This window comes from Pseudomaricurvus alkylphenolicus (assembly GCF_011683955.1).
GTDB classification, from domain to species: domain Bacteria; phylum Pseudomonadota; class Gammaproteobacteria; order Pseudomonadales; family Cellvibrionaceae; genus Pseudomaricurvus; species Pseudomaricurvus alkylphenolicus.
This window is the reverse complement of sequence record NZ_JAAQPI010000018.1, coordinates 52,922-72,291: the sequence shown is the minus strand read 5'-3', so window position 1 is coordinate 72,291 and position 19,370 is coordinate 52,922. Positions and strand designations below refer to the sequence as shown.

The 19,370-nt window shown below is 52.0% G+C and carries 18 protein-coding genes; 6 read left to right on the top strand and 12 right to left on the bottom strand.

Features of this window, described 5'->3' with window-relative positions; translation table 11 throughout:
* Nucleotide 1: 1 nt before the first annotated feature.
* The 7 genes from HBA55_RS31115 to HBA55_RS31085 all read right to left on the bottom strand — a co-directional run bounded on the left by HBA55_RS31115 (nucleotide 2) and on the right by HBA55_RS31085 (nucleotide 7,214).
* Nucleotides 2-1,147, bottom strand: a complete 1,146-nt coding sequence (locus HBA55_RS31115) for an acyl-CoA dehydrogenase family protein (protein ID WP_166999619.1) — start codon at nucleotides 1,145-1,147, stop codon at nucleotides 2-4.
* A gap of 69 nt (nucleotides 1,148-1,216) precedes the next feature.
* Nucleotides 1,217-2,524 (bottom strand): amidohydrolase family protein, encoded by a 1,308-nt coding sequence (locus HBA55_RS31110; RefSeq protein ID WP_166999616.1) that lies wholly within the window; start codon nucleotides 2,522-2,524, stop codon nucleotides 1,217-1,219.
* A 153-nt stretch (nucleotides 2,525-2,677) separates the two neighbouring features.
* Nucleotides 2,678-3,955, bottom strand: coding sequence for a cytochrome P450 (locus HBA55_RS31105; RefSeq protein ID WP_166999614.1), 1,278 nt, complete (start codon nucleotides 3,953-3,955; stop codon nucleotides 2,678-2,680).
* On the bottom strand, nucleotides 3,948-5,186 hold the full coding sequence (locus HBA55_RS31100; RefSeq protein WP_166999612.1) for an MFS transporter: 1,239 nt from the start codon (nucleotides 5,184-5,186) through the stop codon (nucleotides 3,948-3,950). Before HBA55_RS31100 ends, HBA55_RS31105 begins: the two co-directional genes overlap by 8 nt.
* Nucleotides 5,167-5,670: a carboxymuconolactone decarboxylase family protein gene (locus HBA55_RS31095; protein WP_166999610.1), complete on the bottom strand. Its 504-nt coding sequence runs from the start codon at nucleotides 5,668-5,670 to the stop codon at nucleotides 5,167-5,169. The genes HBA55_RS31100 and HBA55_RS31095 overlap by 20 nt, the downstream gene beginning before the upstream one ends.
* Nucleotides 5,671-5,765: 95 nt before the next feature.
* Nucleotides 5,766-6,131: a nuclear transport factor 2 family protein gene (locus tag HBA55_RS31090; RefSeq protein WP_166999608.1), complete on the bottom strand. Its 366-nt coding sequence runs from the start codon at nucleotides 6,129-6,131 to the stop codon at nucleotides 5,766-5,768.
* Nucleotides 6,132-6,179: 48 nt separating this feature from the next.
* Nucleotides 6,180-7,214 (bottom strand): hypothetical protein, encoded by a 1,035-nt coding sequence (locus HBA55_RS31085; protein WP_166999606.1) that lies wholly within the window; start codon nucleotides 7,212-7,214, stop codon nucleotides 6,180-6,182.
* A gap of 396 nt (nucleotides 7,215-7,610) precedes the next feature.
* Between HBA55_RS31085 and HBA55_RS31080 the strand changes: the two genes are divergently transcribed.
* Nucleotides 7,611-8,270, top strand: coding sequence for a TetR/AcrR family transcriptional regulator (locus tag HBA55_RS31080; RefSeq protein WP_166999604.1), 660 nt, complete (start codon nucleotides 7,611-7,613; stop codon nucleotides 8,268-8,270).
* 142 nt (nucleotides 8,271-8,412) lie between these two features.
* Here the strand turns inward: HBA55_RS31080 and HBA55_RS31075 are convergent, their stop codons facing one another.
* The 5 genes from HBA55_RS31075 to HBA55_RS31055 form a co-directional block, all read right to left on the bottom strand.
* A complete protein-coding gene (locus HBA55_RS31075; protein WP_166999601.1) occupies nucleotides 8,413-9,999 on the bottom strand; it encodes a phytoene desaturase family protein in 1,587 nt (528 codons plus the stop codon).
* A 200-nt stretch (nucleotides 10,000-10,199) separates the two neighbouring features.
* The gene (locus HBA55_RS31070) at nucleotides 10,200-10,802 is read right to left on the bottom strand and encodes a TetR family transcriptional regulator (protein WP_166999599.1); all 603 of its coding nucleotides are present in this window, start codon (nucleotides 10,800-10,802) and stop codon (nucleotides 10,200-10,202) included.
* 143 nt (nucleotides 10,803-10,945) lie between these two features.
* Complete coding sequence (locus HBA55_RS31065) at nucleotides 10,946-12,001, bottom strand: aromatic ring-hydroxylating oxygenase subunit alpha (protein WP_206020060.1); 1,056 nt, start codon at nucleotides 11,999-12,001, stop codon at nucleotides 10,946-10,948.
* Nucleotides 11,995-12,960 carry a Rieske (2Fe-2S) protein gene (locus HBA55_RS31060; protein ID WP_166999597.1) on the bottom strand — a complete coding sequence of 322 codons (966 nt, stop codon included), beginning with the start codon at nucleotides 12,958-12,960 and terminating at the stop codon, nucleotides 11,995-11,997. The genes HBA55_RS31065 and HBA55_RS31060 overlap by 7 nt, the downstream gene beginning before the upstream one ends.
* 24 nt (nucleotides 12,961-12,984) lie before the next feature.
* Nucleotides 12,985-14,616: an ATP-dependent acyl-CoA ligase gene (locus HBA55_RS31055; protein WP_166999595.1), complete on the bottom strand. Its 1,632-nt coding sequence runs from the start codon at nucleotides 14,614-14,616 to the stop codon at nucleotides 12,985-12,987.
* 197 nt (nucleotides 14,617-14,813) lie between these two features.
* Here HBA55_RS31055 and HBA55_RS31050 point away from each other — a divergent pair, with 197 nt between their 5' ends.
* From HBA55_RS31050 to HBA55_RS31030, 5 genes are all read left to right on the top strand, one after another.
* On the top strand, nucleotides 14,814-15,740 hold the full coding sequence (locus HBA55_RS31050) for a quinone oxidoreductase family protein (RefSeq protein WP_166999593.1): 927 nt from the start codon (nucleotides 14,814-14,816) through the stop codon (nucleotides 15,738-15,740).
* A 112-nt stretch (nucleotides 15,741-15,852) separates the two neighbouring features.
* Nucleotides 15,853-17,067 carry an acyl-CoA dehydrogenase family protein gene (locus HBA55_RS31045; protein ID WP_166999591.1) on the top strand — a complete coding sequence of 405 codons (1,215 nt, stop codon included), beginning with the start codon at nucleotides 15,853-15,855 and terminating at the stop codon, nucleotides 17,065-17,067.
* Between the two features lie 8 nt (nucleotides 17,068-17,075).
* Nucleotides 17,076-17,801, top strand: a complete 726-nt coding sequence (locus HBA55_RS31040) for a TetR/AcrR family transcriptional regulator (protein WP_166999589.1) — start codon at nucleotides 17,076-17,078, stop codon at nucleotides 17,799-17,801.
* Between the two features lie 48 nt (nucleotides 17,802-17,849).
* Complete coding sequence (locus HBA55_RS31035) at nucleotides 17,850-18,197, top strand: nuclear transport factor 2 family protein (RefSeq protein WP_166999587.1); 348 nt, start codon at nucleotides 17,850-17,852, stop codon at nucleotides 18,195-18,197.
* A 45-nt stretch (nucleotides 18,198-18,242) separates the two neighbouring features.
* Nucleotides 18,243-19,346, top strand: coding sequence for an NAD(P)H-dependent amine dehydrogenase family protein (locus HBA55_RS31030; RefSeq protein ID WP_206020059.1), 1,104 nt, complete (start codon nucleotides 18,243-18,245; stop codon nucleotides 19,344-19,346).
* Nucleotides 19,347-19,370 lie beyond the last annotated feature (24 nt).

Here is a 19,370-nt window from a genome sequence, read left to right as displayed (position 1 = left end):
GCTAGCGCAACCCTAAGCCTTTCGCAATAATGCCACGTAATACTTCCCGCGTGCCGCCACGCAGTGAGAACGATGGCGCCTGTTGTGTCAGATGGGCCAGCACCATGGCATGATCGCAGCCACCACTAGACGCTGGGGGTATGTCGCACAATAGCTGCGCCAATTCAGGCAAATCCTGTTCGAATACGGCCCCCAGGTCCTTGACACAAGCAGCCGCTACCGCGGGCTGCTCACCAGCCGCTAACTGCTCGGTCACCGTCAACGACATCTGCCGCAACGTAATTAAACGTGCAGCCAAATGACCTATTTCCTTCGCCTGTAGCGCGTTAGGCTCGGTACCAATGGCATCGATCAATGTGTTCAGCAATGCCATGGAGCTGAGAAACCGTTCGGGGCCACTACGTTCCATCGACAGCTCGCTGGTCACTTGCTTCCAGCCATCTCCTTCTGCTCCCAACAATGCATGGGAATCCAGGTGTACGTCGTCAAAGAACACTTCATTAAAATGCTCGCTACCGGTTAAGTCCTTAATCGGTAGCACAGTGATGCCTGGTAGAGACAGATCCACGATAAACTGTGACATTCCGCCATGACGACTTTCCGAATCGCTGGTTCGAACCAGCGCAATCATATAGTGAGATCGATGCGCGTTGGTGGTCCAGACTTTCTGACCGTTAAGAATCCAGCCATTGTCCGTAGGCGTTGCTTTGGTCTTTATCGAGGCCAAATCCGATCCGGAATTGGGCTCACTCATGCCGATGCAGAAAAAGCTCTCGCCACGACAGATGGCGGGAAGATGATGCTCTTTTTGATATTCAGTGCCAAACCTAAGAATCTGCTGGCCACTTTGACGATCGGAGAACCAGTGCGCAGACACAGGAGCACCAGCGGCCAGCAACTCCTCAACAATAACGTAACGGGTAAAAGCCCCAGCATCTGCTCCGCCGTACTCGGTTGGCAGTGATAGGCCAATCCAGCCTCTCTGTCCCAATTTCCTACTGAATTCGGCGTCGAATCCCATCCAGGAATCCGCTCGCTTGGACGCGGGAAAATCACGCAGGTTGTCCCGCAGAAATTCTCGTACTTCCGACCTGACAGCCTCGGCTTCGGCCGGAATTCGAGTGTACTTGAACTGCTCAGTAAACATGGAAAACTCGGTTTATCTTAACAGGAAGGGAAGAAATGCGGACCCGGAATCAGATCCGCAAACGAGAAGTTACAGAGCAGTTTGTGCATCCGCACTTTCAAACATGTTGTTGATGTCGCCGGATGTTACAGGCTTGTCCAGGTCACGCTTAGGCGCCGCTCCACCCATCCCCTGAGAAGGCGATACGTCCACATCAGTAGACATGGCACGCAAGGCCCCAACGGTGCAATTCTCTTTACCCAGGATCGAAAATGGATCATAGGAAAATTCACGCATGGTATTGAGGTGCGATATTTTGTCGATAACATCAGCGGGCAGGTGTTTAGCCTGTTCCCAGAAGATGTCGGCGGAGTTTGGCCAGGTGCAATCTGAATGGGGGTAGTCACACTCCCAGGTCACCATGTCCGCGTTAATTGCATCAAGATTTTGCAAACCAAAAGCATCTTCGATGTAGCAGGTAATAAAGTGCTTGTGAAAGATATCGCTCGGTTGCTGGCCGTTAAAGTTAGAATTCGTCCAGGCATTATGATGATTGTGGGTGAAGTTCGCACGTTCCAGGAAATAGGGAATCCAGCCGATGCCCCCTTCCGACAGTGCCATTCTCAGGTTAGGGTGCTTCTTCCACATCGGCGCCCACAACCAGTCAGCCGCTGAGTTAGCGATAGAGATCGGCATAGAAGTGATCCAGGCATCGATCGGCGATTCATCGGATGCGTGCTCTGCCTTGGCACCTGTACCGATATGGCAGCAAATAACCACGTTGTTGTCTTCGCAGGCTTTCCAGATCGGATTCCAGTGGTCATTGTGAATCGATGGGTAACCATGGACGGTGGGGTTATCCGAGAACGACATTGCGTGCACACCGCGATCGGCCATGCGCTTGATTTCAATCGCTGCCGCATTGGCATCCCACCAGGGGATTAACATCAGGGGAATGAAACGGCCAGGGGCCGCGTTACACCAGTCCTCCAGATGCCAATCATTGTAGGCTTGAATGGCCGCCAGGCTAACGGCCTTATCGGGCATGTTCTGAAAACGTTGCCCGGCGAATCCGGGGAAGGTAGGGAAACACAGTGAACCCAAGACTCCATTGGCGTTCATATCCGCGACACGGGCCTGAACGTCCCATGTGCCTCGGCGCATATGTTCATAGCCCAACGGCTCCATTCCAAACTCTTCTTTTGGGCGGCCGACCACTGAGTTCAAACCCATGTATCCAGTTGCTTGACCTTCAAATACCCAAACATCACGGCCTTTATGCTGTTCTACTTTTGGTTCTCTGCCTTTGAATTTTTCTGGCATATGTGCGGTGAAAGCATTCGGTGGCTCAATCGCATGATCATCAACGCTAACTAAAACTACATCTTCTAAATTCATTCTAAGTTCCCCTGTACCTGTGGAGATAAAAAGACCACGGCTCATTCACCGGAAGTCTGTTTGTGGAAGAAACCACTTCATATTATACACTTTCTTAAAATATGTCTAACTTTGATGTTGATCTACAGGACTGCCGCTGTACCCCCAGTCAAATCAATTGTCCCAGACCACTGGTAATTGATGAGGCCCTCTCAATTGCGCACCAGTGATCTTGGGGTGTGGCTGCTGTGGGTCCAATCGTAGATTGGGAAAGAGATCCAAGATTGCATTGAGTGCCACAGACAGCTCGGTCTTTGCAATGAATTGACCAATACACATATGCGGCCCAAAGCCAAACCCAAAAGAGGGCCGGACCTTTCGATCAATATCGAACTCCGAGCCGCGATCAAACGCCTCCTCGTCCCGATTGGCAGAAGAAACAATACACTGAACCATCGACCCCTTTGGGATTTTGACGCCCGACAACTCTACATCCCGCGACGCTTGTCGTACTTTGAACGTTGCAACAGGCTCATAGCGAACCGCTTCATCAATGGCGGACGCAACCAGTTTGCGATCATTTCTAATTCGCTCAAGCAGTTCGGGTCGTTCCAATAGCAGCACCATCAAACTGCCAAAGGTTCGGGTTGTGGTTTCACCTGCTGCGGGCAGTAATGAACGAATGAACGTGGTAATTTCGTGGTCATCCAATGCCCGCCCTTCGAACTCTGCATGAATCAGACGGCTAATCAGATCATTGCCGTTTGAACCTGAGGCCCGCACCTCAACCACACTTTTCTTGACCGCGTGATAGAGCGCTTCTGAGGCCTCCATTGCCGCCTTTCTAGCTTGCTGGGCTTTTTCCGGGTCAACTTGTGGACCCGCCAATATGGCCAACGCCCAAGCTGCATACTGCTTTATTTGATCCGGCTTATCGTCGGGAAATCCAATCAAGGAATAAATCAACCTAACCGGGAAGTAGAGAGCGAAATCCATCAAATCTGCCTTGCCTTCTGCCACCAGGGGTTTCAAGAACTCTTCACGCACGATCGGATCCATTTTGGTATCGCGCCATGAATTCACCACGTTGGGCATAAAAATGGGTTGCAGCAGCGAACGCATCTTCTTGTGTTGCTCTCCATCCATACCTGTGAGAATCAAACCGTCAAAAAACGAACCCAGCCCTTCTGCGATGAAACCGCTAGTGAAGCTTTCCGCGTCTTTCATGACCGTCATTACGTCCTTGTATTTAAACGCCGTAAACGTCTTACGGTTCGGATCTGGAACAGCAATATTGGGTACACCCAGTTTACTCATGAAGTCCTCCTCAATGATGGGGGACTTTTCGCGCATTTCCTTGTAAATAGGGTAAAGGTCTACTTCTCGACCGCTGTAATTGTCGGCCACACCGGCGAACGCAGATTCCAGCGCCTGATTGACGTCGTTAGACATTTGATTTCTCCAAAGAAGGTGGTTTGGTGAGTTCGGCGGCGAGGGAAGAATTAGCTGAGAATCTAGTCGCGAGCCATGCCCCCCCGATCAAGGCAGTAGCCATCAACCAAAACATGATCGCCGAACCCGCGTAGGCTCCCAAAAGCCCGTAACACAACGGTAAACACGTCAACGCTCCCTGTGTCAGCATAGAGCGCAGAGCCAGGGCCTCCCCATGTCTGCCCTGAGGGGAAACGTCGTGCAAGATTGTCATGATGGTGGGCTGGACCATACCCAGAGCACAGCCGATGACCCCGGCACCCACCATCAACATCCACACATCCGACATCAAGGGGTAGAAGGTGAAAACGCTTGCGACGACCAGCAGAGACGAAACCAGCAACGAGCGTTGCGGGAGGTAATCAACCACGAAGGGTAATATCATACGAACCGCAATGGTTGCCGCTGCGTAAGCGGCAAAGACTGCTCCAATCTCGGCCGCGCTAAAGCTCCGACTGTGCCCGAGTATTGGCAGTGCGAAGTTGTGAACATCCCAACTGGCGATCACAAATAGATTAATCAACAAAATGTGTCTCAGACCGGTTTCTTTTAGCATTGCCAAAGAAGACTGTCCTGACCGTTTACGGCAGCCCTTTGGGACCGTGTTACCGCCCACTTCATGTGGTACCTGGGTAGTACTTAACAAGGTCAGCATAGGAAAAATCGTCAGTAGTCCGAAGGCAACGGCAAAGCCGTAACCATCAATCGATATTCCCGTTACAACCGGGCCAATAAGTCCACCAATAGCCGGTGCCAAGGCGATCCAACTGAATACCTTCAAACGCGTAGCGGCGTCATCACAGAGGCGACTGCCCGTGCGCTGCACCGCGATCATGCCAAAACCCGCTCCTGCACCACAGCAGGATGCACCCACAATCAATGCCAGCACTGATGTGAAACTCATCGACGCAAAGGCGCCAAGTACCGACAGCCCAGCAGCGATTCGCATCGGCCGGTGAAACCCGCAACGATCAGTGAATCGGCCAAAGTGCAACGCTAACACGGCCGGGACAATGGAAAAGCAGGCCACCAGCAGTCCAATAACGAATACACTTAACTCGGCACTCAAAGCCTTAAGTGGTATGGCGATTCGCATACCCGCCATACACGCGTGTAGGCCTATCTGGCAAGCAACCAAGGCAACGATGCCGCGGCTCACCGTTGCCTCTCGATCAATAAGCTTGCTGAACATAGGTCATACGGCCGCCCGCGAGCATCAGGGCACAAAACAGATTCAACTCCACGACTTCTGCTTCACTAAAGACCAGGCGCAACTGCACGAAATCCGCGTCGCCTACTCCCGTGTGATCAGTCGTAAACTGTTCCGCGAAACTCAAAGCGGCCCGCTCTCTGGCGCTGAAGCGGGCGTTATTCGTGTCCAGGCAGGCAATGTCTTCGTCGCTGACAGCATCAGACTTGCGCGCCACTTGACAAGCCTTGCACTGTGTGACGGCCGAGATTCTGAGACGCACAAGCTCCCGCTCACGGTCGGACAGCAGAGCAGTATCGTGCAGTGCCTGTAAGGTACTAAGCCATGCCTTAGCGACTGCCGGGCGGTGGGACCATACCTGAACCGGGAGACTGGTGCTGAGGACTCCAGTCGCGAGTCCACGGTCAACGGCATCGGCAAGGTCATTTGGCAGTTCGGGCTTCGGTATCGGTGTCACTCTGGGCATGGGAAGACGGCTAATCTGAAAAGTGAAACGCCAGACTAGCAAATTTAGACACTTTTCGCAAATATGTTCAGTTAATGACAGGGCCGATCATCGAATTACTCCCCCGGTTGCTGGATGAAATACCGTACTTGCATCGCTCCCTTGTCGTCGAAGAGATAATGTTCGATGGTTTCGATCACCAAATCGGTGCCGTTAACGCTGTTGCGGTTGTGAGCTACCGCCTCATTTCCGGTCACGATCAGCGCCACTTCCTCGATGGTGATCTTCGGCCGCTGCTCGCTCCACATCCCCTCAAGGATTGGCCAACCGTCACCTTTTGGGTTACCGACGTATTCAATCTGCAACCCCGATGGAGCAATCTCCTGATAAGCATTGAAAAAGCCGTTTTTGTCACCACTGTTCCAACACGCCACCTGAGTGTGCATAAAGCTCTCGATAGTCGCCTGATCCACAATTACCATTAACCGTACCTCTCTTGAATATTTGTCCTTGCTTTGCCGTTAGCAGACTTACTTAATTTCACTGCCAAAAACATTGCGAGCGCTGCCATTACGACGATCCGATTCTCCCCATGCGACCCAGCGATCCGGTTCGCGGGTATCCCCAACCCGGCGCCAACGACCCTCCTGCTGTGCGGTAACTGGAAAACCTCCGACGAAGTCAACCATACGCCCCTTGGGGTCCGGCAGAAATTCCCATTCCTCATCGCCGTCTACCAGAATTTTTGCGCTCTCAGCAAAGTAGCTGCCATCGGGGTGCTTAACCTGCCCTTCAATGTTGGTAGAACAACGGATCTCTCCCCGCTCGTTCTGAAAAATGGCATAACCAAGATTTTCGTGTCCCACCATGAATGATCCGGAGTCCCAGCTGCCATCTTTATAGATGGTGGCGAATGTCCACCAAGCTACGTGCATCTTGTTGTTGACTACAATATCTTTTTCGAAGTGAATCGCTCCGCCCTCGGGCAACCACACCTGATCCAAACAAATGATTCCTTTTACTGCACGTCCTTCACAAGTGCCCGTCACATCGTAGAGTTGTGACACATAGAATGTCCCCCATTCCTCACCCGGAACGTACCACTGTGTGCCAGTGCCAATCAGACTGCCTTGCAGATCCAACAATCCTTCTTCTCGCCAAGTGAAGGATGAACCCGACGCTGACATTTTCCATGGCTGCCCAGCCTCATCTTCCAGACTCGACCAATAAGCAGTGTCATTTTCCAACCAGCGTTTGGGAAACAACGTCGCCGCCCGAGGTTCAATTATCTCGGGATTCAAGCGCAGGGTTTCGTTATCTACCCTTGTTGACAGATAGAGAAACTTGGTCGGATTGGGGCTGCTGCCAGGACCGTTCACAGCTCGCACCAGAGAATACATATGGCCTTCTTCATCGCGCAACGTACCGAACGGCATATGTTTGGTAAACTTAAGTCCGTAGTGGTCGCGCAGGTCGGCAATCTTACTACCGCTCACCTGCATTGGAGCCACCAGGCATTGATAGTTGAAGTCACCCCTCGGCATTGATCTGGAGAAATTTCGCATGCTGGTTTCCTGAATTATTGTAAGTTGAGTATTCACCCAAGTGTTGGATTTCACTACGCACCTTGTTCAACGGCTCTTTACGCAACGTTCACGCAAAAACCAAGACACCGAGCTCAACACAGCGCTGGCGCCACGCTGCTACTTTCATTTTGCCTAGTGTATACTTGAGGTCTGCCTTCTGCCTGCCTACAATTTTACCGGGGGTCCAATACTCCATTGAGAACATTGCACTGCTTTCCCAATCAGGGGTTGTCGTTGGGGTGTGTATAGTGGTAAGAGTAGTCATTAGTAGGAGTGGACAAAGCGTTGTGGCAAAAGTGGCGTGACGCTAACTTATAACAAGAGTGAATAAATCACTGCAGCCGTAGTGACTAGTCCAACTTAAAAGGCACTGAATTGAAAAACTCAAATACAACGACCTCAAAAAATAAAGGCACAGGTGTCAACAGTAAAGTAGAGACCATCAAGAATATTCTTCAGGCCGCACGCCACGAATTTGCCTACAAAGGGCTAGAGAAAGCCAACGTACAGCACATTGCCGAAAATGCAGGTGTCACCAAGCAGCTTATTTATCACTACTACAAGAACAAGGAGCAGCTATTTGCCTGTGTGCTGGACGAATATTCAAATCAGGCCATGTCTGAGACCGTTGCCCTGGAGCTTGATCACATTCCTCCCAGGGATGCACTCAGAACCATGATTCTGCACATGTTTGACCAATACCACGGCGATCACGAATTGGCCTCGTTGGCGACAGAGGGAATTCGCTATCACGCTTCCCACACAACTCCCGGCAATCGTTTTATTGATTTTGGCCCGCGTCTCACACAAAAAATGCGGAAAATCATCGAACGGGGAGTACGAACGGGCGTGTTCTCAACCGACCTTAATCCTGATCTGGTTTTTACCACCGCTGCGCTGATGGTTGCTAACGCATTCACCAGCCGCTATGTCATCTCTGTCTTGAGTGGCCTGGATACCGGCGAAGCTGATGCCATGGAAACATGGCGAAACCACACCGTCGAATTAATTTTGGCGGCTGTCGTTAAAACGTGAGCTAAAACGTGCCCCACCCGTTCTACCGCCGATAAGCGAGCCTGGCACATATGAGCGTGCCGGGTCACGTCGAATCCAATATGGACTTATACGCTAAAGTTCAACGTATGCCTCACACAAACAGGCCCCTGAAATCTCTCCCTTAGCTGATTTTCTTTAAGAATCGCTTAACTCTTCCAGCGGCAATTCGCCCTGGCATACCATTGACCCCTCCGCCAGGGTGACTGCCTGCACCACCGAGAAATAATCCACTGACCGGCAGAGTATCACCACCGAGACCCGATGCAGGGCGCATGGTGCCGGAGCGCGTGGTTGCGGTATCAATGTGTACCACACAGCCGTTGTGTACGCTCAGTCGACTGGCCAAATCCGGAGCCGCTTCAATGCGCCTGCCAATCTCATACTTCTTGAGACCATTCATGTACTCAGCGGCTTGATCAATCACTTGCTGCGCCACCGTTGCGCGGATCTGATCCCACCCTTCTTTGGGTTTTACCGGCATCGCCACCGGATACAGATACGCTACGTCTTGTCCCTCTGGCGCTTGGCTTGGATCCATGGCCGTTGGCGCGGTCATCCACAGATAGGGCTTCGGGGAAACCTCCCCCCGTGCCGCACAGCGAAAATTGTCCAAGACCCCTTCGACCGTACCGATCAACAGTACTGACCTGCGCAAACTCAGGTTGTCTGGGCGCTGCTCTTCCAGCTTTCGGTAATCCACCTGGCCGCTGAGTGCAAGGTCCACCTTCAGAGGGGAAGCGCCGTGGGCATTGGCGGGAGCCAAGGCAACTTTAGTGAGAGTACCCCTGTCGAGTTCTCCAGTACTCACCATCTCCAAGGCGTGTTTTGGATGAATCGAGGAAATCACTGCCTTAGCCTTCAACAGGCTGCCATCCGCCAAGCGTACACCTCGAATCGTTTTGTTGTGTGAAACGATTTCTTCAACCCGGGTGGACACGCGTACTTCTCCGCCCAGCTCCTTCAACCGCGCTTCCAGAGCATCGGCTATCGATTGCATTCCTCCGATAGCACGCCCGATACCATACTTATGCAGAAATCCCAGCAGCGCAAAATAGACACCCGTTGCTTCAGCGGTAATGGGGCCTGCGGCGCCCAGTAAAGCGCAGAGTGCCGATTGAATAACCGGGTGTTCAAATCGCTCCATGATCGAGCTATACGCGGGGCTACTGATCAACGCCATAATTTCGGGCTTGAGGTGGCGGTTCTTCAGTAAAACCGCTAATGACTTCAGCTTGGCTCCCAGGTTGAAACACGCAGGGTCGACTCGCATCTGCGGTACGGCCATATCAATAAACGCATAGACTGCTTTCATCAACTGTAAGAACGCATCGGCATCGCTATCGGAGTAACGGCGAATCTCCTTTGCGGTCTGCTCCGGTGAGCGACCAAACACCAGCGTATTGCCATCCGGGTGGCAATACACATAACCTGGATTTACTTCTTCCTGGCGGAAACCATGGCGCTGCAGCTGTAATTCCTGCGGCATCATTGGGTGCACTCGCAATGACATCAGATCTAACGAACAAGGGTGGATAGTGTGCTCCGGCGCCTCAGGAATGAACGCCCCAGATGAGCACATACCGCCAAGACTCTCCAGCGCCTCGACCACAATAACTCTTTTACCCTCTGCCGCAAGATAGCACGCAGAGGTCAAACCGTTATGACCTCCGCCCACTATAACGACATCGTATTCTGCTTCGTATGCCATAGGCTATTTCCTAGGTTGCTTTCTTCATCACGTAAGAAACCTATTAAAACACGGCTGTTGATACGGTTTGAATTAGCTGTTTGACGGAGAGTCAAACAGCTGAAAGGAAATAGAGATGCCGATCAAGTATTTCAAAGGAGCTACAGCAAAGGCTCAACGACAAGCCCGGAAGCTGGAGTGCATATCATTTAGAGCGTGAATTAAACGGAAACAGATCGGACCAAACGCTTGATACGACTCGGCAAGGCACGTCGCTCCTGCTCGTTGGCTGGTACCAATTGATGGCTGATAATGTAACGAAGAATCATCTCACACACGAGCTCACGGTCGATTGCTACGCCGCTGCGCTCCTCCCATGCATCAAAGACAACGCTGAGTTCCTGTTCAAACCGGTTGATGGAATCATGAAATATCCGCTGATACCATCCAATTGAATAGGCTGGCGCCACAATCAACATTTGCCGAGGCTCACCTCTTTGCAGAAAGGCATCAAGGAAATTAACGAATGCATCGAAACGTTCATCAGGGTCAGTATAGGGCTCAAGTGCTTCGACTAGCTTAGTGTGGAATTGATTACGTCGATAGCGCGAGAAGGCGTCCAGCAGCTCGTCCTGAGATGAATAGTATCGATAAAAAGTCCCTCGGGATATTCTCGCCTCTTTACACACATCTAAAATCGAAACCCGATCTACACCGGTCTTGAGGATAACCCTCTCCGTTGCCGCCAAAATAACGTTTTTGGTGTTTTCGGAGCGCTTATTGCGTCGTTTGGGCTTGGAAACTGCCGTATTTATACTGTTCACTCAATAACTCTGCCTGTTGATCGATATTGAAACACCCGCCCAACGAGGCTTTACCTCAGGACTCCATACTAAGTACATGATAATCGTTCTTGCATTATTGAGCAAAAGATCTTTTTTTGTTCAGTTTAATTTTCCGTTCGGCCCTACTCAACTCTATTTTCCATCCCCAGTAAGGTTGTAATGTCTCCACCTGGGTCAGAATCGGCCAAATAGCTGAAATCGCCTTCCGCCTGACGCTGCCAGAGCTTCTTCATCAAATGGCGATAGCGCACCCCCGGTGCGTCGAACCGGGAGTGAAAATCCGTCTGACTCTCACCCTCCAGGTACCTGGGATTCTGGGGTCGAACGGCGTAGTTGTCTTGCGGCCCGATGGTATAGGCCATACGCGGCATAACCTGCCGAAATGGCGTGGGCGCAGCATTAAGGTTGAATATCTGATTGACCAGCGAACGATAGCTTCCGTTGGGAATAAACGGCTGAGCATTGGGAATATCAAAACCGGGTCGGAACCGTGGGTAGGAAATGCACATATTATTGCGCAAATGTACATGAAGTGTTGAACGAAACTCTTGATACTTGGTTCGCACTCCACCGACCCAGCGCATAATCGGTGACACCGGCTTACCCACTACCCATCGCGTTCGCGTGAGAGTCTCGGAAGTACACTCAAAGGTAACTTCATCGGAGTCCGCTTCACCTTCTCCGCCAATAACTTCACCGTGCAGGAAGTCGGCGTGAGTGAGGTCGAGTAGATTCTCCACCGACAAACTGGAACAACCATCAAATCGTACGGTGGTGTGCATATAACCGGGGATACCTCGGCCATCTCGTGGCAAAAAAGGTATATCGGGAATCAAATCGACATCCGCAACATCCGGATTGCCGTACCAAGCCCACACATAACCAAAGCGCTCGACCACGGGATAGTAACCGCTGCCGGCAGTAAATTCGGTGTACGTACCGGAAGCTGTCGGTCTCTGAGGGTGAAACTCCGCGGCTTGCAGATGACCGTTGTCGCGCCAGATAAAGTAGGGCTGCGAGTGAACAATTCGCCGTAAAGGCCGTGTGCCTACCGCCACGGAATGAGCAATCGCAAACCAGGTATCACGCAATTCATAGCAGGTGGGTACCCACTCATGAGGATCACTGGCGCCCACGATAGCACTATGCTTTTTGGACTTTTGCGCTACCGTTAGCATGACAGCTCTCCTCCGCTCTCTACTTGCTTGTGTTGATCCATCACATGTAGTTCCAAATGCCTTGAAGGCCCCTTCAGCAAACCCGCGATGCCGTCTCCGGGAATGCTGGTGTAGACATCTACCGCTGATAGCCCCAGCAGCTGGAATAACCGTAGCCATACCGGTGCGTTGTGGCGCCAGGCCGGAAATTGGCGGTAGCGCCAACATAAGGTGGTGGTGGAGCGCATCCCCGAAGAAAAGCCCATGGTAACCACAGCCAGAGGCTCCTCATCGGCATTCAACAGCCATACCTTCGCCGCGCACTTGTGGCGCTCTATTTCCACCCGCAGAATCAATGGACGACTAATCGCCTTTATGCCGGGGGGTTTCGAACCACGATCCCAGCTTGCTTCTCGATCACAGACCAGCCAGTTTCCGCGATAAACGGGATCCCCGAGGAAAAAGTCAGAAACCCCAACCCCCCCAAACCTCAGCAACGTCTCAGGGCCATCCAATAGAGCTGCCACATATTCTGTCACTGGCATGGCAATGCAACTGTTGCCGTAGAGCTCATTGAGTTCGGATGGAGGATTATTCTCCACATCTACCCCCGGGGGCTCACTCTTTTCACTCGACGGTGCCACGAACACAAAACCGTCCCGCTCGCAGGTCTGAAAGGTCTTCACCCGATAACGAGGAGATATTCTTTCTCCGCGATCCAGATTGGGAATATCAACACATGCACCTGTAGAACCATCGAACGACCAGCCATGATACGCACAACGAATACGGCCCTCACAAACCGTGCCCAATGACAAGGGCACTCGACGATGTGGACAACGATCTTCCAACACTCTAACGCATTGGTTCTGATCACGAAAAAGCACCAACTCTATGCCGTGAACCACAATGCCGATGGGCTTATCGCCTTTGATATATTCGCTGGTCGCAACTGCAGTCCAGTATTGTTTGTTATCCATTGCTTCCCTTTTTTTCAGCAGAATCTATCGCTTACTCACCTTGATATCGGTATCTTCCAGGTCCCAGGTATCAGCCGTCTTACCTTCGTCGCGCAACAGGTACTTGAGCACCCTTCCCTGAGGGTTTTTGGGAAGCTCCTGACGAAATTCGATATAGCGCGGCAGAGCATAGTAGGGCACCACATCGACAGCCCAATAAAACAGTGCCTCTGCCGTCAGATCACTTCCGTGATTGAGAATTGCAGTGACTTTGACATCATCTTCACCCTTGTCCGAGGGCACCGCATGCACAGCTACTTCTTCAATATCGCTATGACCCGCAAAGGCGGACTCCATCTCAAAACTGGAGACATTCTCACCTCGGCGACGCAAATAGTCCTTTTTTCGGTCAACAAAATAGAAAAAACCATCATCGTCAAATTTCCCGATGTCACCGGTGTGAAACCACATATTGCGCATCAGTTTCAGGGTTTCTTCCGGGCGATTCCAGTACCCCATAAACATGATATCCGGATGGTTTGGCCGTACCACGACTTCTCCGGCCGTGTTGGTGGGCAATTCTCGATCCAGGTCATCGACAATGCGCACATCGTACTCGGGGATACGTTTACCTGAGGAGCCCGGAGCCGCGTACTCTCCACCGGGTAGCGAGGTGATAACACAGGCTTCCGTCAAACCATAGCCGTTACCACCGACCTGACGGGCACCGAAACGCTGACGCCAGATCATTTTTGACTCTTCCGTGAACGGGTTTCCCCGCACCGTGTGGATTTGTCCATGACAGGCTTTCATATCCACGTTGTCATCGGCCTGAGCGAGCAAGCCGCCCATACTGCCGAGAATCGAGGCGATAGTCGCTCCAGAACGACGGACTTCCGGCCAGAATTTTGATACTGAAAAACGCGGCACAATGGCTACCCGCGCGCCCACCATAATGTTTGAGAGTATACCGACACAAAGCGCATTCATGTGAAACAATGGCAAGGGCGTAATGGTCACGTCATCAGCGGTGGCAGGTCCTGCCCTTAGCTGCAGGCGTGCCAGACTGCACATGAAGTTGTAACTGAGCATACAACCTTTGGAAGGACCCGTGGTACCGGAGGTATAGATAATACAAGCGAGATCGGAGGGCTCGGGTTTTTCCATCAATGGAGTTGCATCCTGTCCTCGATGCTCGTCCAGTGGCACCAGCGGAATCTCACTACCAGGCACGACGTCAAGACTATCGCGATAAAGCACGCGCTTGAGGGTCGCCAGTTGCGGCGTCAATTGTGCGACTCGGTCGACATATGCCGCTTCACAGATAACAATTTCAGTGGCCGCATCTGAAATTTGATGCTGTAAAAATTGACCTCGCAGCGCTGTGTTAATGGGAACGCTGATGGCGCACAATTTGTTGACTGCCAACCAACTCACAACAGCGTCAATATTGTTGTCAAGCATGGTGACAACCGTCTGTCCCTTACTAACGCCAAGCGCCCTGAGGGCGTTCGCCAGTTTAGTCGCGAGAGTATCAACCTCTTTATAGGTATACAAATCACCACTAAAGTCCAACAGAACCCGATCCGGATGCGCGGCGACGGCTCGATCCAGGGCCGCGATGACCGTGTCCTGTTCACCCAATGACCACGTTTCTGGGTTTCCCATACCTGTCATAGATAACTCTCTCGATATCAATCGATGAAACAGCTCTGGCTTTTCCATCGAACGGTTGTAATTGAAATAGAAGATCTGGTGGCGAAAGCTTGTGGGCTTCCTCATAACTGAGCTATTATTTAAACAGATATTGGAAATATGTCAAACTTAAAGCCTGAAACGGCCATTTCTTTCCCATCAGGTAACAGGAGACCCAAATGAAAGCAGCAGTCATTATGGAACGTGGAGCCACCCCTGTGGTCCAGGACTTCCCCGAACCACAGTCACAAGCCGGAGCGGTGTTGATTGATGTAGACACCACTGGTCTCGGCGGCTGGGATGTTCTAGGCGCCTATCGACTGGGTGTCGAATTTCCCTGTGTAATCCGTGGAGAGGGAGTGGGTCGTGCGCCAGATGGGCGCCGGGTTTACTTTGGAGAACGCTCGATCAGCCCCTGGGGCTCTTGGGGAGAAAAGACATTGGTGCCCAGCGAAGAAGTATGGGATGTCCCAGATCACATCGACGATAAAACCGCTATTGCTATGGGGATCGCCGCAACCGGTGCTTTTGTGCCCCTGGAGCAGGCAAATATCCAAGATGGCGAATCCGTGCTGATACTTGGTGCTACAGGCACTCTCGGGCAGATCGCTCTACAGCTGGCCAAATACATGGGCGCGGGTAAGGTCGTCGCCGCTGCACGTAATCTCTCAGCACTAACACGGCTGCAACAACGAGGTATTGCCGACGCCTGTGTTTGTCTTGACGGCTCTGACGATATCGCGGCGTTGAAAGCCGAAGCTGGCGAAGGTTACGATGTGGTGCTGGACCTGGTCTGCGGCCAACCGTTGCTAAATGCCCTGCAAGCCACACGTTGGGGATCACGTATCATCACCATCGGTACTGGCGCCGGACGCGTGATTGAATTGGATATGGCGCATCTTCTATTTCGTACCCTCTCAACCATCGGCACCGGCCAGCGCCCCGCACCAGAACGTGAAGTGATCTGGCATCGGCTGCTGGACATCGCCACCAAAGAAAGTATCGACATCGATTACAAGGATTACGATTTTGACCAGGCCGGTGAAGCCTGGGAAGCACAAAGCTCCGGTCCCCACGCCAAGATCACGGCAAAGTTACCCCGCTAACCTCGCTGATTCGTTTGACTCGGCGACAAACAACGATTTCGTGTCGCGCTAGCTTGTCGCGAAAGCATTCCAATAGAATGACAGAACTGTCATTCTTAATGAGCATCAAGCGATGAATCAGGCACAAAACCAACAAACCCTTACCGATCCCGTCACCATTGCGTCAACTATGCGTCCATTGCTCGCCAAGCACGCGACGCAATGCGAGGCGGAGGCCAAAATCCACCCTGAAGTCTTTGCGGAACTAAAGCGGACTGGCCTATTTAAGATGATGTTCCCAAAGAGGGCTGGAGGTGTCGGTCTGCCACTGATCTCTCACACGAAAACGGTTGCCGAGATGGCAAAGGCCTGCCCAGGAACAGCCTGGGCCTTTGGCTTACTCTCCAGTGTATCGGCGTCAGTCGCTTCCATGCCGGAACAAATTTCCGCATCTGTTTTTTCCCAGGGAGATGAACTACTCTGTAGCGTGGCCGCCCAAACCGGTACTGCTACTCGCACCGAAAAAGGTTATATCGTCAGCGGGAAATGGGGCTATGCATCGGGCTGTCTTCACGCCGACTACGCGCTAAATGGCATCCGAGTAGTTGACACAGACGGCAATACAGAGGACGTTGGTTTTGCGATTATCCCCCTGCGAAAAACGACCGGCGTAACGATCAAAAACACCTGGCAGGTTGCAGGGGTCTGCGGTTCCGGCAGTAACACCGTAATCGTTGATAACCTGGAGCTACCGCAATCAAGAGTTATCCAATTCGGGAAATTGGCGGCTGACCAATCTCCAGCAGCCAACCGTGAAGCGATGGAACCCCGCGACCACTGGCCCATGGAGCCCCTGTTTCCTCTGGTGGTCCTGGCCCCAATGCTCGGCGCCGCAGAAGGCATTCGCGAGTTGATACAAACCACCATGGACAAACGCCCGGTGGTTGCCTGGAACTATCAGTCCCAAGCTGATTCTCAAGTATTTGTTCAGCAGTTTGGAGAGGCCAGCATGGAGATCGATTCTGCCTGGATGCATGTCAAACGCGCAGCCGCGATGCTGGATGACATCGCCCCCGCTAGACTATTAACTGGTTTTGAAAAAGCCCGTATCCAAGCCGACTGCGGCTACGCGATGAAACAACTTCGGAGCGCCGGAGACCGACTGATGAACATCTCCGGTCCAGGTGGCTTCGCCAATGTAAACCCGCTGCAACGTCTATGGCGGGATCTCAATGTTGGCAGTCGTCACAACTACCTCAACAGCCAATTGTCATTGGAACTCTACGGCCGCGCCCTGCTGCAACAGCCATCCAATATGACCCAATTACCCGATATCAGTTACAGGTGAGCCTTGCCATGACCCAGCGCATCAACAGCGAAACGATGGCCACGTCTCTGGTAGAGGAAGGTGAAGATTTCCGTAGCCAGGTCGCAAAAAACAAACGTGAGCGTATGAAAAAACGCCTATTGTTCGCAGCGCTTGATGTCTTTTGGACCAAAGACCTTACCAATCCGCCCGTTATTGACGACGTGGTCCGAGCAGCAGGTGTATCAAGAGGTACCTTTTACAAGTACTTCGACTCCCTTGAAACCGTGCTCTGTGAACTCGGAAAGCTGATGGCCGATGATATGATCGGCACCTATGAACGGGTGTTCTCCCGATTACAAGTCCCGATTGCGCGTGTCGCCGCGGGTCCTTTATTATCGCTTACACACGCGGCGATGCAACCCAGACGAGTTGCGTTCACATCCCGCGTGGACTATGTCGACTATCTCTCTCGAGAAAACCGATTATGGCAGGTGGTAAACGCCAGTCTGGAAAATGCTCGCGATTCCGGATCATTGTATTTCTCCTCCCTGGAAGTGGCCACCGATCTCGTTATCGGCACCACTCTTGAAGGACTGCGGCGTGTTATGCACAGCGACAGATTCGACCAAGGCTATATAGAGGAATTGGTTGCTCGTATCTTGTTGGGGTGTGGAGCATCACTGCCAGACAGTGAAAAAGCCGTAGCCGGCGCCTGGCGGGAACTTGCCCACCATGCAGAAAGCCTCAATTGGTGGCGTCCGAAGTTCCTCTAATTGTCCCTTCGAAATAGAAACGCAGCGCACTTAGACACAGGAAAAACGATGAACAATACAAAATCATTGGAATTTTTTTTACATCGTCAGGTTGAATGTTGGAATAACAGCGACAAGGCAGGGTTCTTGCAATGTTACAAAGACATTGCTCCCAATGGACTCAGTATCGAGTATGTTGGCCAGCCATCGCAGGATCCCTGGTTGATGTTAGAGGGCATGTGGCGAGAACAGCCCAATGTTCGCATTGACGTAGTTGCCTGCGTAGTCTGTGGCAACGAATCCGCCAGCCACCATAACAACGTTCGCAACAACGATAACCCAGGTACGCGGACACTGGAATTCTATACCCTAAAGGATGGAAAGCTGAGCGCTCGCATATTTATCAGCAACAATTAGAGCTCTCGCAAGTCATCAATTAACACAGCACAAGCATGGACTCAAATGATGAAAAAACCGTATCGAATCATGGTCTGGGGACCTGGCAGAATGGGCGGTATCTGTATATGGGAAATCGTACATTCGGCGGCCTTCGAACTGGTGGGTGTCAGGGCCTACAGCGATAGCAAAAACGGAAAAGATGCCGGTGAAATCATCGGCATTGAACCGGTTGGGGTAATTGCCAGCACTGACGTCGACCAACTGCTTGAGATCGATTGTGACTGCGTCGTCTACACCGCCCATGATGAGGGCACCTATCACACCGACGACGAAATTCTAAGAATACTGGCGTCGGGCAAGAACCTTGTTACCCCGCTGCCCTACCAGAACGCTCACCTTTTTCGCGAAGCGGAGTTCGTCAACAAACTGAGAGCGGCCTGCAACAAGGGTGGTTCGGTGTTCTACGCAGGAGGTATTGACCCCGACTTGATTCCAAACCGGATTTTGTTGGGCCTCACCGGTGGCTGTGCTGATGTTAAATCCATCCGTTTGCAGGAAAACTGGGATTGCAGCGAGGCAGACCCTGGTCCCTTGAAATACATTGGGTTTGGCCTTCCTCCTGAAGAAGCTGAAGGCATTAAGGTTTCTCAGACCATGGCCGCCAACTTCACCCGTGCCATCGTTCACACCGCGGAAAAGGTACTTGGCGTTAAGTATGACCGAGTAATAGAAAGCCATGACTATATCCCCGCCCCAGTTGATATCCACGAACCCTTCCTCATCAAGGCCGGCACGGTAGGTCGGATTACCCACCGTATGGAAGGGTTTGTTGACCGCATCGGCGAAACGCCACTGTTTACCATCGAATACCATTGGTTGGTGGGCGACACCATGCTTCCCGAGGGCACTGAACCCGGCCAATACTACGTCGCCACCATCGAAGGGCGTCCGTCGCTCAAAATGACATTGGATTATTCGGTATCCAACAACTCCGATGAGCGCTTCTTTCACCTCGGAGACATGAAGGTGGAACCCAGTTACCTGGCAACCATTGTCCCCTGTATGCAAGCCATCCCCCATGTGGTGGCAGCTGAACCGGGGCTTCTACCCTCCTTCGACCCCAGTCTGCATTGGATGCAAGACTTGCGTGACAGTGTTCCTCAGTAAAAATTCGTGTGACCAAGAATTTTG

What these genes read in the sequence shown, in the direction of transcription:
- HBA55_RS31115 (WP_166999619.1), bottom strand. Translation starts at nt 1,147, where the DNA reads ATGTTTACTGAGCAGTTCAAGTACACTCGAATTCCGGCCGAAGCCGAG.
- HBA55_RS31110 (WP_166999616.1), bottom strand. Translation starts at nt 2,524, where the DNA reads ATGAATTTAGAAGATGTAGTTTTAGTTAGCGTTGATGATCATGCGATT.
- HBA55_RS31105 (WP_166999614.1), bottom strand. Translation starts at nt 3,955, where the DNA reads ATGTCTAACGACGTCAATCAGGCGCTGGAATCTGCGTTCGCCGGTGTG.
- HBA55_RS31100 (WP_166999612.1), bottom strand. Translation starts at nt 5,186, where the DNA reads ATGTTCAGCAAGCTTATTGATCGAGAGGCAACGGTGAGCCGCGGCATC.
- HBA55_RS31095 (WP_166999610.1), bottom strand. Translation starts at nt 5,670, where the DNA reads ATGCCCAGAGTGACACCGATACCGAAGCCCGAACTGCCAAATGACCTT.
- HBA55_RS31090 (WP_166999608.1), bottom strand. Translation starts at nt 6,131, where the DNA reads ATGGTAATTGTGGATCAGGCGACTATCGAGAGCTTTATGCACACTCAG.
- HBA55_RS31085 (WP_166999606.1), bottom strand. Translation starts at nt 7,214, where the DNA reads ATGCGAAATTTCTCCAGATCAATGCCGAGGGGTGACTTCAACTATCAA.
- HBA55_RS31075 (WP_166999601.1), bottom strand. Translation starts at nt 9,999, where the DNA reads ATGGCATACGAAGCAGAATACGATGTCGTTATAGTGGGCGGAGGTCAT.
- HBA55_RS31065 (WP_206020060.1), bottom strand. Translation starts at nt 12,001, where the DNA reads ATGCTAACGGTAGCGCAAAAGTCCAAAAAGCATAGTGCTATCGTGGGC.
- HBA55_RS31060 (WP_166999597.1), bottom strand. Translation starts at nt 12,960, where the DNA reads ATGGATAACAAACAATACTGGACTGCAGTTGCGACCAGCGAATATATC.
- HBA55_RS31055 (WP_166999595.1), bottom strand. Translation starts at nt 14,616, where the DNA reads ATGACAGGTATGGGAAACCCAGAAACGTGGTCATTGGGTGAACAGGAC.
- HBA55_RS31050 (WP_166999593.1), top strand. Translation starts at nt 14,814, where the DNA reads ATGAAAGCAGCAGTCATTATGGAACGTGGAGCCACCCCTGTGGTCCAG.
- HBA55_RS31045 (WP_166999591.1), top strand. Translation starts at nt 15,853, where the DNA reads ATGAATCAGGCACAAAACCAACAAACCCTTACCGATCCCGTCACCATT.
- HBA55_RS31040 (WP_166999589.1), top strand. Translation starts at nt 17,076, where the DNA reads ATGACCCAGCGCATCAACAGCGAAACGATGGCCACGTCTCTGGTAGAG.
- HBA55_RS31035 (WP_166999587.1), top strand. Translation starts at nt 17,850, where the DNA reads ATGAACAATACAAAATCATTGGAATTTTTTTTACATCGTCAGGTTGAA.
- HBA55_RS31030 (WP_206020059.1), top strand. Translation starts at nt 18,243, where the DNA reads ATGATGAAAAAACCGTATCGAATCATGGTCTGGGGACCTGGCAGAATG.